The 17835-nt window shown below is 32.0% G+C and carries 16 protein-coding genes; 9 read left to right on the top strand and 7 right to left on the bottom strand.

All coding sequences use genetic code 11. The features are described from left to right. Positions 1-342: 342 nt before the first annotated feature. Positions 343-570, top strand: a complete 228-nt coding sequence (locus ACM55H_RS08470; protein ID WP_416836102.1) for a CDGSH iron-sulfur domain-containing protein — start codon at positions 343-345, stop codon at positions 568-570. Between the two features lie 107 nt (positions 571-677). Here ACM55H_RS08470 and ACM55H_RS08465 read toward each other — a convergent pair whose 3' ends face one another. The 3 genes from ACM55H_RS08465 to ACM55H_RS08455 all read right to left on the bottom strand — a co-directional run bounded on the left by ACM55H_RS08465 (position 678) and on the right by ACM55H_RS08455 (position 2927). Further along, positions 678-1148: a hypothetical protein gene (locus tag ACM55H_RS08465; protein ID WP_416836101.1), complete on the bottom strand. Its 471-nt coding sequence runs from the start codon at positions 1146-1148 to the stop codon at positions 678-680. A gap of 155 nt (positions 1149-1303) precedes the next feature. After that, positions 1304-1855 (bottom strand): LURP-one-related family protein, encoded by a 552-nt coding sequence (locus tag ACM55H_RS08460; RefSeq protein ID WP_416836100.1) that lies wholly within the window; start codon positions 1853-1855, stop codon positions 1304-1306. A 163-nt stretch (positions 1856-2018) separates the two neighbouring features. Next, the gene (locus ACM55H_RS08455) at positions 2019-2927 is read right to left on the bottom strand and encodes a hypothetical protein (RefSeq protein ID WP_416836099.1); all 909 of its coding nucleotides are present in this window, start codon (positions 2925-2927) and stop codon (positions 2019-2021) included. A 93-nt stretch (positions 2928-3020) separates the two neighbouring features. On the opposite strand from ACM55H_RS08455, the gene ACM55H_RS08450 reads away from it, so the two are divergent. After that, complete coding sequence (locus ACM55H_RS08450) at positions 3021-4430, top strand: APC family permease (RefSeq protein WP_416836098.1); 1410 nt, start codon at positions 3021-3023, stop codon at positions 4428-4430. A gap of 200 nt (positions 4431-4630) precedes the next feature. Here ACM55H_RS08450 and ald read toward each other — a convergent pair whose 3' ends face one another. After that, positions 4631-5755 carry an alanine dehydrogenase gene (gene ald / locus ACM55H_RS08445; RefSeq protein ID WP_416836097.1) on the bottom strand — a complete coding sequence of 375 codons (1125 nt, stop codon included), beginning with the start codon at positions 5753-5755 and terminating at the stop codon, positions 4631-4633. Between the two features lie 200 nt (positions 5756-5955). On the opposite strand from ald, the gene ACM55H_RS08440 reads away from it, so the two are divergent. Further along, positions 5956-6414 carry an Lrp/AsnC family transcriptional regulator gene (locus ACM55H_RS08440; RefSeq protein ID WP_039109085.1) on the top strand — a complete coding sequence of 153 codons (459 nt, stop codon included), beginning with the start codon at positions 5956-5958 and terminating at the stop codon, positions 6412-6414. Between the two features lie 194 nt (positions 6415-6608). Here the strand turns inward: ACM55H_RS08440 and ACM55H_RS08435 are convergent, their stop codons facing one another. Then, positions 6609-8051, bottom strand: a complete 1443-nt coding sequence (locus ACM55H_RS08435) for a glyceraldehyde-3-phosphate dehydrogenase (RefSeq protein ID WP_416836096.1) — start codon at positions 8049-8051, stop codon at positions 6609-6611. Between the two features lie 153 nt (positions 8052-8204). Next, entirely contained in the window at positions 8205-9605 is a 1401-nt protein-coding gene (locus ACM55H_RS08430; protein ID WP_416836298.1) for a trypsin-like peptidase domain-containing protein, read from the bottom strand. A gap of 136 nt (positions 9606-9741) precedes the next feature. Between ACM55H_RS08430 and dapF the strand changes: the two genes are divergently transcribed. The 5 genes from dapF (at position 9742) to ACM55H_RS08405 (ending at position 13826) form a co-directional block, all read left to right on the top strand. Next, positions 9742-10524: a diaminopimelate epimerase gene (gene dapF / locus ACM55H_RS08425; RefSeq protein ID WP_416836095.1), complete on the top strand. Its 783-nt coding sequence runs from the start codon at positions 9742-9744 to the stop codon at positions 10522-10524. 32 nt (positions 10525-10556) lie between these two features. Continuing rightward, positions 10557-11105: a GNAT family N-acetyltransferase gene (locus tag ACM55H_RS08420; RefSeq protein WP_416836094.1), complete on the top strand. Its 549-nt coding sequence runs from the start codon at positions 10557-10559 to the stop codon at positions 11103-11105. A gap of 21 nt (positions 11106-11126) precedes the next feature. Further along, complete coding sequence (gene mltG, locus ACM55H_RS08415; RefSeq protein WP_416836093.1) at positions 11127-12167, top strand: endolytic transglycosylase MltG; 1041 nt, start codon at positions 11127-11129, stop codon at positions 12165-12167. 2 nt (positions 12168-12169) lie between these two features. Next, a complete protein-coding gene (locus ACM55H_RS08410; protein ID WP_416836092.1) occupies positions 12170-13087 on the top strand; it encodes a DUF2279 domain-containing protein in 918 nt (305 codons plus the stop codon). Between the two features lie 97 nt (positions 13088-13184). Further along, the gene (locus tag ACM55H_RS08405; RefSeq protein ID WP_416836091.1) at positions 13185-13826 is read left to right on the top strand and encodes a peptidoglycan-binding protein LysM; all 642 of its coding nucleotides are present in this window, start codon (positions 13185-13187) and stop codon (positions 13824-13826) included. A 78-nt stretch (positions 13827-13904) separates the two neighbouring features. On the opposite strand, the gene ACM55H_RS08400 is transcribed toward ACM55H_RS08405, so the two are convergent. Then, positions 13905-14438, bottom strand: coding sequence for a hypothetical protein (locus ACM55H_RS08400; protein ID WP_416836090.1), 534 nt, complete (start codon positions 14436-14438; stop codon positions 13905-13907). Positions 14439-15774: 1336 nt separating this feature from the next. On the opposite strand from ACM55H_RS08400, the gene ACM55H_RS08395 reads away from it, so the two are divergent. Then, the gene (locus ACM55H_RS08395; protein WP_416836089.1) at positions 15775-17739 is read left to right on the top strand and encodes a tetratricopeptide repeat protein; all 1965 of its coding nucleotides are present in this window, start codon (positions 15775-15777) and stop codon (positions 17737-17739) included. The last annotated feature ends 96 nt before the right edge of the window (positions 17740-17835 follow it).

Below are 17835 nucleotides of genomic sequence, written 5' to 3'. Positions count from 1 at the left end.
TAAACCTGGCATTGAGTTTAGTCATTTGCTAGGTTTTAATAAAATAAATTAATCTTTTTAGTTTACGGTTTTTTGTACGTCGGAATAATATATCCGAACAATCCATGTTCTTCCTGCAGTGAAATATATTCAGTTGTGTGCTGTCATGTCTGTGCGATCTGAGTGTAATCGATTTGCTGTCAGATTTAATTTGTTTCAGTTGACGACTATTGTGTCCTAATTTACATTTTATATAATATAGAATTAATGTAAATTAGCATTTTGCAACATAAAAAAATCGCTATTTATAAACCGTCAGGATATATTTTACAATCTTTGAACTCAAAAAAATTAAAAAACTTTATGAGTAAGACTAAATTAATAATTAATCGCAATGGATCTATAAAAATAGAAGGTGATTTCGAAATAATGGACAGTGAAGGAAATGTTTATGGACTGGAAGGAAGAACCGCGTTAGGTCTTTGTCGTTGTGGATTGTCATCCAACAAGCCTTTTTGTGATGGTTCACACCGTAACAATTTTGAACATGAAGCAGAAGCATTTGACTTACCACCGATGAAAACTAAGTAGAGAATGTCGTTTTTTACCTTCAATCAATAAAAAAAGCTACTTCATTGTAGCTTTTTTTTATGTTTTTGTGATGTATCTTCATTGTGGGTACGGAAAATATTTTCGTGCTAACGGGGTTGCTTGATGATTTTTGGCAAAATATCTATTTCTAATATCTCAATTAATTTTAGAACATCTATATCCTCTTTTTTATATCCACCAGTGTTTTTTGATTTATCAAATGCTCCAACTAAATTTAGCTTTAATGTATTTGAATTTTTCCATAAAACTGTTTGTTGTTCGTAATTTAAATTATATTCATAATTTTGAATACTAGATTTTTTAAATAGAAGTGTAATATAGTATTTGTATCCATCCTCCTTGGAGCCTGTTGTGTCAGTTATTTGATATGTAATTCGTGAATCCGATAATCTTAAATTAAGCAATGATTTTTCTAAATTTAATTTTGAAATAGGATAATTATATTCTTGAAGTGGTTCAAATGTTGAGCTAATTTGAAGAATGGGATACCCCAAATAAAAGATTATCATTGAAAATAATATTCCTATTAAAATTAAAAATATTTTTAAATACTTCATGTTTTTGTTTTTCCTGTCTGTTTTGGTTTGCTACCAATGAATACTTAGTAAGAAATACCGTTTTCTGATTCAATCAATAAAAAGAGCTACTTCATTGTAGCTTTTTTATGTTTTTTGTGATGTCCCTCATTGTAGACACGGAAAAGATTTCCGCGCTATCGGGGTTTCCACCTAGTATTAAATTCTTTAGTTTCTTGTCCTATATTTCCAATATTAAGTGTGAAAATACTTCCGTTTGTTTTTGAACTAGCATTATCTAAAATTAGGCAGAAAGCTATAATCAATTCGTGTTCAGTATCATTATTAGCAAAGATTTTATAATTGTCACCTGCCAAAAAAGTAACTGCTTCTTCTAACCAATAAGCTATTTGTTTTTCGTTTTTGTATATTGAATATTTTCTACCGCTATGACCATAAATATCGTAAATATCATTTTTAGTTGTACATTGATAATGCAAATTCCATGTTGATTTTGTTCTAAATTCTAATCTTTGTCCATCTATCATTTCAATATCATATTTTGGTGAAATCCATGACCAACGTTTAATTATTTCTAGACGATCAATATAATTTTCTTTTAAACACAAGTTGATAATTGGAAATATCGTAAACAATTCCCTTTCTGCATAATAAGTTTCTTTACTATTTAGATAAATTATGTATTGACTTCCAATTGAAATTTTCTTCTGATTAATGTCTATTCGCATTACTTGATTTTTATAAATGGCTTATAATGTTCCTTTGCTACAATTGGTTTGAGATTAAATTAAGTCCTATTTTTGGATTTGCCTAAACATCCCAAATACAAACTATTTCCCCCATCAATCAAATTGGCTACATCACTTGTAGCAGCTGTTAGCATTAGCTTTTTTATTTTTTTCGTTTATAATAATCTTTTTCATTACAATTTTTTTCTGCCTGTTCTATAATGTCTTTAAAGATGTCTCCTTTTGCGTAAATTGTCATCCATTCTAGTCCATTTGATGCAGGTAAACAAATTGCAATATTTCCCTTTTCCGCCTCTTCTCTGCATTTTTTTGTCGCTGATGCGTTGTTCCCTGAATTTGGTGTTGCTGATTTACCAGGTCTGTATGTGTTTTTAAACAATTCTGAAAAATTTATTTGTCCATCTTTAAGTATGAATATTATTGAGCCACGTTTCCAAGTTGTCGCATTCCATAAATACTCATTTCCTAAAATGCACTCTTTTTTCTTATCAAATTTAAACTTCCCTCTATCTTTAATTAAAATGTCAATTTCTTCGAGCTTTATAGGAACTTGCATTTTGCCATAAAGAAAATATTCATCCTTTGTCCCACGATAAACGAAAGCATCTGTTGATTTTTCCAAAAGTGGTCTAATTACTAATTCGTGAGCTGGCAAAACATTTTTTTCGTCGTAATGGTGTCTAATGTCTCCAGTTAGGTTAACGTCTAAAGGTTGAAAATAATCATCTTTCATAGTTTCGTGTCTTATTGAGTAGTGGTCTCCTAAAGTTACTGCTAACTCGTATATACCCGAAACAAACTTTCGAAAAGCATACCCTATTTGGGGGGATTGGCGAAAGTTTCTTTTCGTTTTATATTGTCTCAAATATATTAAAATTTTATTACAAATTTTTAATGAAATAAATGATATCATTGTTGTTTGCAGTCTGCGTGAGTGATGGAAGCGGCATCCTTTATTTTCTTTCTTTAAGAAAATAAAGATATAGCATACAGCACGACCCGGAGTTTTTCTCGGAGTGTCACGCCCAAATAAATAGTTTTTTGTTCTCAATCATCTATTTATCATCTCTTCGGCTATTTTTTTAAATTTCCAAAAAAAGTATATCTTTAGCAAACTAAAACCAAAACCCCAAAACCAAAAAATATGGAAGACGAAAAACCAGAAGATTTTAAAAGAGAATTAGGATTGCTTGATGGAACCATGCTTGTGGTGGGTTCTATGATAGGTTCGGGGATATTTATTGTAAGCTCGGATATGGTGCGCCAAGTTGGTTCTGCCGGTTGGCTCATTGCCATTTGGGTGCTTACCGCTTTGCTTACCATTGTTGCTGCAGTTAGTTATGGCGAGTTGAGTGCGATGTTTCCCAAAGCGGGTGGACAATATGTTTATATCAAAGAAGCCTACGGAAAATTGATAGGATTTTTATATGGTTGGAGTTTCTTTGCCGTGATACAAACGGGTACAATTGCAGCTGTGGGTGTGGCTTTTTCAAAATTTGCCGCCTATATTTATGCACCTTTGAGCGATGAAAATATTCTTTTTGAAATGGGTTATTTCAAGCTCAATGCGGCGCAAATTGTTTCCATCATTACTATTATTTTGCTTACTTATATCAATAGTCGAGGGGTGAAAAACAGTAAAATTTTGCAAACTGTTTTGACGGTTATCAAAATTTCATCACTATTGGGATTAATTATTTTTGGCTTTATTCTAGGTGCCAAAGCTGAGATTTGGAATGCCAATTGGACTCATGCTTGGGAATCAAAAGCGCTTGATGTATCCAATGGTTCTTGGCTTCCAATTAGTGGTACGGCATTATTATCTGGATTTGTGGCTGCTTTTGTGGGCTCCCAATTTTCAAGTGTGGCTTGGGAAGGTGTTACTTTTATCGCTGAAGAAATTAAAAATCCCAAACGAAATGTAGGTTTAAGTCTTTTTCTGGGAACGTTAATCGTTGGGTTTATTTATACCATGGCTAACGTGATGTATATTGCTGTTCTTCCTTTGCAAGATATTGCAACGGCAAAATCTGATAGGGTTGCCGTTGTGGCATCACAGGTAATTTTTGGAGGTATGGGTACTTTAATCATTGCTGTGATGATTATGATTTCGACTTTTGCCTGCAACAATGGATTGATTATGGCTGGAGCAAGAGTTTATTATACGATGGCAAAAGACGGCGTTTTTTTTAAAAAAGCAGCAAATCTTAATAGTGCAAGTGTTCCGGAATGGGCATTATGGGCTCAGTGTATTTGGGCTTCGACTTTGTGTTTAACCGGAAAATATGGAGCGTTATTAGACTTTGTAGTTATTATTGTTTTGATATTTTACATACTTACTATCTACGGAATTTTTATCCTGCGCAAAAAAATGCCTAATGCAGAGAGACCTTACAAAGCTTTTGGTTATCCATTTCTGCCAATGTTTTTTATTGTAATTTCTAGTATAATCTCGATTACATTATTGATTACAAAAACAAGTACTTGTGGTTGGGGCGTTTTTATAATGTTAATTGGAATTCCAGTGTATTATTTGACTAAACCGAAGGAGTAGTGTTGAGTGAACAGTATTGAGTATTCAGTTTGCAGGTTTCATTTTAAGCTGAGTTCAGTGAACTTGTTTGCAGCGAATAGCCCGACCCGAAGTTTTTACGGAGGGTCACGCCCAAAATACTTTAATTTATACTATAAAAACAGAAAACCCGCCTTGAGACCAAGACGGGTTTTTCTAGTGTAGTAAGCACTTGTTTAATGTTAGTTAACTGCGTTCTCTAACACTAACTCTTCATGAAAAGGGATATTCCAAGCTTCGGCAACTCCTTTGTAAAGGATTTTTCCGTTAGCAATGTTCAATCCTTTTTTCAATTCTTCATTTTCGGCACAAGCTTTTTGCCATCCTTTGTTTGCTAATTGCAACGCGTAAGGTAAAGTAGCATTTGTAAGCGCCAATGTTGAAGTATAAGGTACTGCGCCTGGCATATTAGCCACACAGTAATGTACGATATCGTCTATGATAAAAGTTGGGTTTTCGTGTGTTGTAGGTGTACATGTTTCGATGCAACCTCCTTGATCAACAGCTACGTCAACTACTACCGTTCCCGGGCTCATTAATTTCAACATGTCACGAGTGATTAAGTGCGGTGCTTTGGCTCCTGGAATTAAAACAGCTCCAATAACTAAATCAGCAGTTGCAATTGCTTCACGAATATTGTAATGATTGGAGATAATTGTGGTAACATTAGCTGGCATCACATCTGATAAATAACGTAAACGCGCTAAGCTTACATCCATAATGGTTACTTGCGCACCAAAACCTGCCGCCATTTTTGCTGCTTGTGTTCCTACGATTCCACCGCCTAAAACTAATACTTTAGCAGGAGGAACTCCCGGAACGCCACCTAAAAGGATTCCTTTTCCTTTCAATGGTTTCTCTAAATATTTTGCACCTTCCTGAATTGACATACGTCCTGCCACTTCTGACATTGGTACCAATAAAGGCAAACTGCGGTCTGCTTTTTCAACAGTTTCATACGCTAAACATACTGCGCCACGTTCAATCATAGCATGCGTCAATGGCTCAGATGAAGCGAAGTGGAAATAGGTAAATAATAATTGGTCTTTTTTGATCAAAGGATATTCAGAAGCGATAGGCTCTTTTACTTTGATTATCATTTCAGCAATGCTGTAAACGTCTTCAATTGTTGGCAATAATTCTGCTCCAGCCTCAGCATATGCTTTGTCGCTAAAACCACTATTTTCACCAGCACTTGCTTGTACATAAACGATATGACCTTGTTTTTTGAATTCGGCAACACCTGCAGGAGTAAGTGCTACACGGTTTTCGTTATTTTTGATTTCTTTAGGAATTCCGATTATCATAGTGTTGTGTTTAAATGTTTGAATTTAATTGCATTACAAATTTAGATATAAAGAAAATATTATTGCTATATGGTGTTTAATTAAGAAAATATTAATTTTATTTAGTAATTTAGCATGAAATATTTCTGAATATGAGTTTTTTTATATTTCTAAAAAGAAAAAAAAACTGCTTTTATACCTAAAAAAAGAATCAATAAATTATGATACTGGACGAAACTGACAAAAAAATCTTACGCCTTCTTCAGGAAGATGCGCATTTGACCTTGAAAGATATTGCCAATCAAATCAACCTTTCGCTGACACCGGTTCATGACAGGGTAAAACGTTTGGAAAAAGAAGGTATTATTGAAAAGTATGTTTCGATTTTGAATAAAAAGAAACTAGGTAAAAACCTGACGGTATATTGCCAGGTGACACTTGTAAAACAGACCTATGATATCTCAGAAGGATTCAATCAAGCGATACTGAATTTACCCGAAGTGGTGGAATGTAATTTTGTTTCGGGAAGTTTTGATTATATGTTGAAAATTGTATTGCCGGATATGGAAAGTTACCATCATTTTCATCAGAAAAAATTGTCGATTTTGCCGGAGGTTTCTTTGATTAACAGTTTTTTTATTATTTCGGAAGTAAAGAGTACCACTGTTTTGCCGATTTAAATTATAGGTTTGTTCTGAGTGTGTTCCAAAAAGCTAAAAAAGATGTAAGACGGTTGATTTAGTTTAATACAAAAAAATCCGTCCCGATTTATTGGGACGGATTTTCTATTTAATTCAGGTTGGGTTGCTATTATCTAAAACTAAAAAAAAAACAAAAAACTAAAAAAGGCAACGCACAACCTGTAATCTAAATGCTAGTAATACGTAAAACGTCTTACTTTAGCAATGTATTTTGCTAATCGGATTACTTGGTGGCTGTAACCGTATTCGTTGTCATACCAAATGTATAAGACGATATTTTTTCCATCATTAGAAACAATCGTTGCGTTACTGTCATAAATCGAAGGAGCCGAAGTACCTACAATATCCGATGAAACCAATTCGTTATTCAAGGAGTATTTGATTTGTTCTACCAATTCACCTTCTAAAGCATATTTTTTCATGATGGCATTAATTTCCTGAATTGAAGTTGTTCTTGAAACTTCAAGATTTAGAACTACTAATGAACCATTAGGAACCGGCACTCTGATGGCATTAGAAGTCAGTTTTCCTTCAAGTGATGGTAATGCTTTTGCAACAGCACTGCCTGCGCCAGTTTCGGTGATTACCATGTTTAGAGCAGCTGCTCTTCCGCGACGGTATTTTTTATGCATATTATCAACCAAATTTTGGTCGTTTGTATACGCATGAATAGTTTCTAAATGTCCTTTTACAACACCTAAAGTGTCTTCAACGGCTTTCAAGATTGGAGTTATCGCATTCGTTGTACAGGATGCGGCCGAAAAAATGTTTATTTCATCTGGATTGTATTCGTTTTGGTTTACGCCATGAACGATATTTGGAACTCCTTTTCCAGGAGCGGTAAGCAAAACTTTATCTACACCTTTTGAAACTAAATGTCTGCTTAAAGCCTCGTGATTTGTAAAAGCACCTGTATTATCAATTACCAAAGCATTGTTGATTCCGTAAAGTGTATAATCAATTTCTTCGGGCGCATTTGCAGTGATAATATGAACGGTTGTACCATTAATTATCAAAGCATTATTTTTTGTATCAGCAACAACCGATCCTTGAAAATCGCCATGAATAGAATCATAACGCAATAGTGAAGCTCTTTTTTCTAGAGAAGTCGCATCGTTTTTATCACGGGTTACAATGGCTCTCAATCGCAATTGATTTCCTTTTCCTGTTTTCGAAAGTAACTCACGGGCCAGTAATCGTCCAATTCTGCCAAAACCATATAACACTACATCTTTAGGTTGAATTTCCTCAGAGTTTTTAGCGTCTTTTAATTTGTCAATTACAAAATGCCTAGTGTCAGGATATTTTTCATCTTCCAAACGATATTCATAAGTAAGTTTACCAATATCCAGTTTTGAAGGCGGTAAATCCAATTCTAAAACAGCTCTGGCTATTTCTACTGAATCAAATACAGAAATTGGTTTTCCCACAAATTCACCCGCATAGTCATGCAAGTTGATGATTTCGCTTACGTTTCTGTCAATTAATTGATTTCTAAATAAAACCATTTCAATTGATTTGTCATACCATAAATCACTGATGATTTTGATCAATTCTACTCCTGCACGTCGTCTGTCTGCTTGAAAAGAAACTTCTTTTTCGTATGTAATGCTCATGTGAAAATTTGTAAAATAAATTAATGATTTTTTTAAATTTTGCGCAAAATTACCTATTTCAATCGATTTCGTAACCTATTTTATGATTTATTTTTAAAATAAAAAAGCCATCTTGGTTTCTCAAGATGGCTTTTGGTTTTAAGATTAGAAGTGCTAGATGATAATTCGGATAGTTTCTCCGTTTTTATTTATCATTTCAATTCGGATGCTTTGACTTTCTTCTTTTTTGTCCAAAAGTTTAGAAACTGTTTCTATATCTGTTGCTTTTATGTTATCAATGCTCAAAATAATATTTCCTTTGAGTTCTTCTTCATATTGTTTCAGATTATCATTGGTAATGGATCTTATTCTTACCCCATAGTCCAGATGGAATTTCTTTTTGTCAGCTGCATCTATGTTTTCCAATTCCAATCCTTTGAATTCAGTACTGAAAAATTCATTTTTGCTCAAAATCACGGGTATCATTCTATTTTTTCCATCTCTGATAATAGTTACCTGAACTTTATCATTAGGTCTTTTGGTATTTATATAGCCAGAAAGATCGGCATAAGTAGCTACATTTTGGTCGTCTAATTTTACGATAATATCTCCTTTTTCAAGCCCAGATTTTTCGGCACCGGAATTTTTAGTTACCTTACTGATATAAAAACCTTGTGTTTGGGAAATTTTCAATTCTTTGGAAGCGATATCGTTTAATTCTCCCCCTTCAACTCCAAGAATTCCTCGTTGAACATTACCAAACTCCATAAGGTCTTCGATTATTTTTCGGGCAATATTTGATGGAACCGCAAAAGAATAACCAACATAAGAACCAGTCATAGAGGAAATCATCGTGTTGATTCCAATTAATTCCCCGCGAGTGTTTACTAATGCGCCACCACTATTTCCAGGGTTCACCGCAGCATCTGTTTGTATGAAAGATTGAATACCGCTAGTGCCCAAATCTCTTGCTTTTGCAGAAACAATTCCTGCAGTTACCGTAGAGGTTAAGTTATACGGATTTCCTACTGCCAAAACCCATTCGCCAATTTTCACCGAATCAGAATTGGCAAAAACAGTATACGGTAACTTTTCGTCAGCATCGATTTTTAATAAAGCAATGTCCATTTTAGAATCGGTTCCAATGAGTTTTGCTTTATAGGATTTTTTATTGTTCAAAGTGATTTCAATTTCAGAAGCATCTTTTATCACATGATTGTTAGTCACGATATAGCCATCTTCAGAAATAATTACACCAGAACCCGTTCCCACTTGTTCTTGTTGCTGTTGTCCACCGTAGCCATAAAAGTATTCAAGCATTGGATTAATAACAGTTTTGCGAGAAACATTTTTTACGTGAACCACGGTATGAATGGTCTTTTCGGCAGCTTCGGTAAAATCAACATTCTCAGCTGATAATCCAACGCGTTTTCCATACGAATCAGAGGCGACGGTTGTGATTGAGTTTTTGTTATTCGAAAAATAGCCATCATTGTCAAATAATAATTTGTAAGCCCCTAATGTTACGGCTCCACTCAGCAATGATATTAAAAACAGTGTTGAAAATCGTTTCATATTAGAATTCATTTTTAAATTATTTTAAAGTAAAAATAGCGTTAATTTATTTTTTTGAAAAACAGTTTAACGCTCTTTAACAATGATTAACATTTCATTAATAGTTCGTACTTTTGTATCTCTCAATTCAAAGAAAATGCAAATAGAATTTTATAAATACCAAGGAACAGGAAATGATTTCGTGATGGTTGATAACCGTCAGGGGATTTTTCCAAAAGACAATATTGAACTCATTGCCCACTTATGCGACAGACGTTTTGGGATAGGTGGAGATGGACTTATTTTATTAGAAAATGACCCTGAGACCGATTTCAAAATGGTCTATTACAACTCAGATGGGAATCAAAGTTCCATGTGTGGAAACGGTGGAAGATGTTTAGTGGCTTTCGCCAAAAAGCTAAACGTTATTGACGATAATACTACTTTTATAGCGACAGATGGTTTGCATCATGCCTCAGTTGCTGACAATGGAATAGTTTCATTACAAATGATAGATGTCGAAGACGTGAAAATCACACCGGAATATGTGTTTATGAATACGGGTTCTCCACATCACATACAATTAGTGGAAGATTTAGAACATTATAATGTCAAAGAAAACGGAGCGAGCATTCGATACGGTGAATTGTATGGAAAACAAGGAAGTAACATCAATTTTGTAAAAAAAATAGATGAGACTACCTTTTCATTAAGAACATACGAAAGAGGGGTTGAAGATGAAACATTAGCTTGCGGAACAGGAGCAACTGCAGTAGCAATCGCGATGAATGCATTGGGCGAAACAAAAGCGAACTCAATAGATTTGAATGTCGAAGGAGGAAAATTAGTTGTTTCTTTTGATAAAAAGGATGGGCAGTTTACCAATGTTTTCTTGAAAGGACCGGCTGAATTTGTGTTTAAGGGGACTATTGAGATATAATTAAAACCCAAAATCAAGAACCTGATATCTAAATGATAACATTAAAAGGAGATAACATATACATCCGCGCACTTGAACCCAATGATTTGGAGTTTGTTTACGCTATTGAAAATGACCAAAGTATTTGGGAAGTGAGCAATACACATACGCCTTACAGTCGGTTTTTGGTAAAGCAATATTTGGAGAATGCGCATCAGGATATTTATGAAGCTAAGCAATTGCGATTAGCTATTTGTCAGGATCAGGATTTTCCGGCTTTAGGATTAATCGATTTATTTGATTTTGATCCAAAGAATAATAGGGCAGGAGTTGGGATTGTAATTCAAGGCAGTGAAAACCGCAAACAGAATATTGGTTCAGAAGCATTAGGACTATTGATTCGGTATGCTTTTCATCATCTTAATCTGCATCAATTATATGCAAATATTGGCACAGAAAATGTAGCAAGTACAGCTCTTTTTACTAAATTTGGTTTCCAAAATATAGGAGTAAAAAAGGATTGGAATTTAGTTAACGGCGTTTATAAAGACGAAGCTATTTTTCAATTAATTAATCACACGAGCGTCAGCGAACTGGCGTAGCAATTTTAAAAAATAATTATTTTGAACTTAAAGAAAATCATAACAATCATATCAGTTGCATTAATATCAGTATTAATGGTTTACGGATTTATTTTGTTGCGCCAAATTTTTTCAGCAAATACAAAGTTTGCCGAAAAAGAACTCTATGTGTACATTCCAACAGATTCTAAATACGAAGATGTCAAAAAAATAATTGCTCCTTATATCGAAAATATGGATCGTTTTGAAACGGTTGCCAGCAAAAGAGATTATCCTGAAAATGTAAAACCAGGTCGCTTTTTATTCACCAAAGGAATGAATAGCTATGAATTGGTAAAAACGTTGCGATTGAATGTACCCGTAAATTTAGCTTTTAATAATCAGGAACGATTAGAAAATTTAGCAGGACGCGTAGGTTCTCAAATTGAAGCGGACAGTTTATCATTGCTGACTACATTTAGAGATTCTGTTTTTTTGAAAGAAAATGGATTTACCGAAGAAAATGTCTTGGCGATGTTTATTCCTAATACCTATGAAACGTATTGGAATACTTCGGCTGAAAAGTTCCGAGATAAAATGATTAAAGAATATAAAAATTTTTGGAATAAGGAACGTGTTGCCAAAGCCGCTAAACAAGGATTAACTCCAATTGAAGCAACTATTCTAGCTTCGATAGTGCACAAAGAATCTGTAAAAAAAGACGAAAGACCCAGAATTGCAGGAGTTTATTTGAATCGTTTAAGAGCTCAAATGCCACTTCAGGCCGATCCAACGGTTATTTACGCGATAAAAAAGAAGTCAAATGATTTTAATCAGGTTATTAAAAGAGTTTTTTATAATGACCTAACAATGAGTTCTCCTTATAATACGTATGTAAATATTGGACTTCCTCCAGGACCTATCGCGATGCCTGATATTACCGCGTTGGAAGCCGTTTTAAATCCGGAAAAAAATAACTTTATCTATTTCTGTGCCAGTGTGGAACGTTTTGGATACCATGAATTTGCCGCAACTTTAGAAGAACACAATAAAAACGCCAAAAAATATTCAGATTGGATAAACAGTCAAGGTGTAAAAAGATAGTTTTGAGATTTAAAAAACTACTTTTTTTATTTTTTATTTTGAATGGACATCAAACCTGTTTTTCGCAAAATACAATTGATACTTTCCTTACACCATCGGACTCTTTAAATAAAAAAAGACAAAATACCGTTGTGATTTCTGAAGCGGCATTGGCTTCAGGAATTTTGGTAGGCTTAAACCAACTTTGGTATGCCGATTACCCTAAGTCTGATTTTCATTTTATAAATGATAATTCCGAATGGCTTCAAATGGATAAATTGGGACATTCTTTTTCTTCGTATCATTTAGGCAGGCTTAGTGCCGAAATGTTACAATGGAGCGGAGCCAGTAAAAAGAACCAACTTATTTACGGAGCAGGTTTAGGATTTGCTTTTTTGACGGCTGTTGAGGTTATGGATGGATATTCTTCTGAATGGGGTGCTTCATCAGGGGACATAATTGCAAATGCTTCTGGAACGGCTTTATATGTTTCACAAGAATTAATTTGGAAAGAACAACGTATAACTCCCAAATTTTCTTTTCATACCACACAATATGCAAATCAAAGACCAGAAGTTTTAGGGAGTTCATTTACGGAACAAATTCTAAAAGATTATAACGGACAAACCTATTGGCTTTCGGTCAATTTGTATTCCTTTGCTAAAGACTCTAAAATGCCAAAATGGTTGAATCTGGCATTAGGTTATGGAGCCGAAGGAATGATTACCGGAAATAGGGAAAATAACATGTCTTTTTTAAGTCAAAATCCGCAAAGATTCAGACAATTTTACCTCAGTTTTGACGTCGATTTGACTAAAATTAATACCAAATCACACTTTTTAAAGACTCTTTTTTCAGTTTTAAATACAGTAAAAATACCCGCTCCAACGATTGAAATGGCGCACTTCAACGATGTTAAATTACACTTAATCTATTTTTAGTAAACTTTAACTTGTTGATTATCAGTATAATTATTTTTTACGTATATTTGCACGTAGAAATTTCTTAACGGGACAGCGTTTTGAAGAAAAACAATTTATGATAAAGAAATGGTATTTTTATACAGGTTTGACGATTATTATTGCCTTTTTAAGCTCGGGTTTTAAACCCTTTAATTTAGACACCAACTCTTGGTTTCTAATTCATGAAGAAGATGGATCACACTACTTATTCCCATCTGAAAAACAAGAAGATTACACCAATTTGAATATCCCTTTTACTGGAAATTTCTTTATTGGATTCAAAGAAGCGATTGGATACAGAGAATCTGAAAGTAAATACAAAAAAATTAATTCACTCGGATATTTAGGTAAATACCAATTTGGTATTGAAACACTAAAAACAATAGGTATCCATGATCGTTCCGCTTTTTTGAATAGCCCTGAAATGCAAGAAAAAGCTTTTATAGCTCTTTTGGCAAAAAACAAATGGGAATTAAAAAGAGAAATCGAAAAATATGAAGGGACCGTAATGAACGGAATTCATATAACGGAATCTGGAATATTGGCAGCAGCACATCTAGGTGGTGCAGGTTCAGTAAGAAAATATTTAAAAAATAAAGGTAAAAGATATTTCCGGGATGCCTATGGAACTTCAATACGAAGCTACATGAAAGCCTTTGGAGGGTATGATACTTCGTTTATTGTTGCGGATAGTAATGCAAACATAAAAAACATATAAGAGCAGTTATTGCAAAAAAAAATAGAGGTTTTCTAAATTATTTTTAGATGGCCTCTTTTTTTGTGTTTTAAAATTGATTTATTTCATTTTTATAATTTCACCATCGGGACGAACTACTAATTTAACAGTTTCGTTGTCTTTTTTAATCTTAACGTTATACTGTTTTTTAGTCACATCACCTTCCCTTTGTGTATAGAGAAATTGATCATTTACAATTGCCCATCCGGGATAAGTTCTGTAAATAGAATAAATGACTTCACTAGGTAGTTTTACATTTTTATACTCTTCAACTACACGTATTAATTTACCTTTGTCATTATAGGTTGCTGACAAGGTTCCTTTTTTTGTACTCATAACCAAAAGATACTCTTCAGATCCTTCATAGTCTTTCCCGAGGTCATAGGCAATGAATTTTTCTTCAATTGTTCTAACAGTTTGATCAGGATTGTTGTCAGGAAGATATACTGAGAAATCTTTTCCTACTCTTTTAATTACAACTGGTGGTAATTCTATAACTTTTATCTTTCCTTGTTCAGCATCTTTTTTCTGGTCTTGAGAATAAGAGGGTGCACATAAACCTAAAAATAACAAAATAATAATTAATGATTTCATGATATTTGGTTTTAAATTAATATTAAATAAGTTAAATTTTAATGAACAAATAAATGCTAAGCTTTACTATTTTATTTCTTTTTTAATTATCATAATTAATTATATATCAATATTTTAAATAAAAAAATATTTATTTTTCTATCTGTTAAAATAAGTTGTATAATGTAAAATTAGTTCATTTATTTAGCTCTTTAGGTTAATTTTTTCCATATGTTATGTTAAAATAAAGTCTGGTACAAAGCTTTTTTTTAGTAGGAATCTTTATTACTAATTTGAATTAATAAATTGCACAAAAAAAACCTAACATATTGATGTTAGGGTTTTTACTTTGGTAGCGAGACCGAGATTTGAACTCGGGACCTCAGGGTTATGAATATTGCTTTATTTTTTTATAATCACCCTTATTTGTCGTTTTATGGAACTTTATCGAATCTTGAATGCTTCGATATTTGTCTTTTTTTTGAGTTTTCCTCACTCTTTTTCCTCACTCTTTTTTGTATCAAAATTTAGAGAATATTATTCGTAGTAGTTTTAATAAGTAGCGGTTAATCTTTGAAAAATATAATAAATTTCTGGATGATAATTATAAAATTACTGGTGGTAATCATGATTTTTAAAATAAGTTAATTTTTAAATGTAAATTCCTCGATTTGAGATTGTGATTTGAATATCTTATTTTCACATTTTACTAATGAAATGATGACTTCGTCGAAAATTCATTTACAGAAATTCATTTAAATATAAAATTATTGATTTTAAATTAACATTGGTTCGAATCCCATTATGGTCTCAATTTAGTCAAACCTTATTTAGACCCTGTCGGGACAATTTTCGAACCTTTTTTTAAAAGATCTGAAGCTTTTGACTGGACTATCATATATTTAATAAAATCAATGAAAACATTAAGTTTATTCTTAACTACATATCCACTTTAACTCAGTATATCCAATACTTAAAATTTCACGAAGTAGTTGACTTAAAAGACAAAGATGTTTTAGTGGCGAAAGCAAAGAAATATATTAGCTACCTAAATTTGATTTTTAAATTGAAATGATAGAATTATTTTAGCAGTAATTTTCTGTAATAATTCGTGTAAATTGATTAATATTGTGTTTAGTTATATAATTAAACAACCGCAAAATTTAAAGGATAAAGTTAAGTAGATTTAAAGAGTTTGTGTAAAATAAAAACCCTATATTTCTTTATACGGCATTTGTTAGATTTTAATTAAATAAAAAAAATGTCTAGGAATCAGCTACATATAAAAAGGAAATATTACACTCCTATGCTTAGCCCAAGAGCTGTAAAAGGAGAATATTTTACCACTAAAATGAACTTGAATGTTTCAAAAAAAGAAAGTATTTACAACTTAAAAAATAATTGTTCTTTTAATGAAATATGTGAAATTACTGATGAGGTCAATCCAAAATCAAATATTATAAATTATATTTTCGGAAACCCACTACCCAAATCATACGAAGATTTAGGGTTTCTTAAGAAAAATAGTTATATCGGAAGTTCCGAAAATATTTTAATAGAAATTAATTGGACATTAAATTCAATTCGTAAATTCAAAAACGAAATATTGCTATTTTTAGAGTATAGAAAAATTTATGAAAAAGCTTTCCTTTTAGGGCATTATGGAATAGCCGATGAATATTTAACAAAAATAGAAACCGAAATTTGTAATTCGTTATGGAGTTTAGAAAATAGATTTATGCTTTTGGAAGTATCACAATCTCCAGAAGCACATAAAACATTTTTAAGTACATTCAATTTGATAAATAAAGGTTTTTTTACACCAAGTTTTGCTTACTTTTTAAGTATTAGAAGTGAAAAAAATTTCTCAGTATTAAAATTTAATAATGATATACAAATCCAATTTTCTAGATTTAGAGGATATTATGCCGAGGCAAATAGGCAATTTTATTATTTAAAGTTAAACTGTTTTGAAAACTTTAATTATTCTGAGTATTCTGAAATTCTGGCTTTTGATTCGTATCATTCAATAATTGATAGATATTTAACTTTAAATAAGGTATTAAAACTAATTTCAACAGACGTTAATAAAAAGGAATATTTTCCTTTTATCATTTCTAGAATTAATTACCTAATTGGCAAATTTGATGATGATTATCTTAAATCAATATTTATAGTTTCATTTCCAGACAAATTAAAAGATTTTAATGATGAATCATTTGATTTAAAAACAATTGACTATTATTCATCTGGACTTTACAGTGAAGCAATAGATGAATTGAAATTAAAATTGCAATTGTATCCAAGCAGATTTGAATATTATCTGCTTTATGCAAAATCTTTTGTGTATCTAAAAAAAGAGCTTGTTTTACCGACACAAAAGGAATGCTTTCAAAATTTAATTATAACTGAAGTATATAAACAAATAGGTAAAAATACTAATCCTCAAAATTCAGCTACGAATATTTCACGAATATCAAAAAATTTAGAATCTTTGAATATTTCAGATGGATTACATTCTTTTTATGATACGGAGTTTAGAAAAAATAATTTTTGGACAAATTATAATTTATTATCGCTTTCCTTTGAAAATCCTCTTTTATCAACAATATATGATGATGTCGAACAAAGCAAACAATTAATAGATGTATTGGCGTTAAAATCGCAAAATTCGATTACAATTGAATACTTTATTAAAAAAAATAATGATGATATAAACAAAACGTTCGATGATTTAAACATCCCTGAGCATGCTAAAAAAGTAGAATTGGCAAAGTTTTATCAATCAAAAGAATTATTTGAAAAAGCTTGTGTTATTTGGGAAGAACTTATTAAGGAAAGCAATGAAATTATGCCAGTTTTAGAAACTGCTATAAGAAACCTTTTTGATTGTTATCTTAAATTAAATGAAATTGACAAAGCAATCTCATTATTTGTAAACAACTACTTAATAAATCAGTTTATTATTCAAAAAATAGATTGTGCCGAAATTCAAAATGTAATAAGAAAAAATAAATTCAGAAATGTTAGCCCCTCAATAGATTTGCCTATTTTTTATTCTATAAGTAATGCAGATGAAAATGAAATTCATAGAACTTATGAATTATTTAATGATTATCTCGGATTAGAAAAATCTTCAGAAATAGATATTATTAATTCACAAATTGATAAAAATAAATTCATAATCTTTTTTTATCACACTTGTAATCCTGAAGTTTTCAAACATTCCGATTATATTAATGGTACAAAAGAAGGCTTAATGGAAAGAATTTCAATTTGCAGAATATTACAATCTATAGATTGGAAAAACCGGTCAAATTGACCACCACTTTCCAGTGTAAATTGACCACCAGTTCCGGAGCAAATTGACCACCACTTTCCAATCCAAATTGACCACCTAATTTCGGGGTAAATTGAT

Source organism: Flavobacterium cryoconiti (assembly GCF_048158645.1).
In the GTDB taxonomy this organism is placed as follows: Bacteria; Bacteroidota; Bacteroidia; order Flavobacteriales; family Flavobacteriaceae; genus Flavobacterium; species Flavobacterium cryoconiti.
This window is presented reverse-complemented; position numbering and strand designations above follow the sequence as displayed.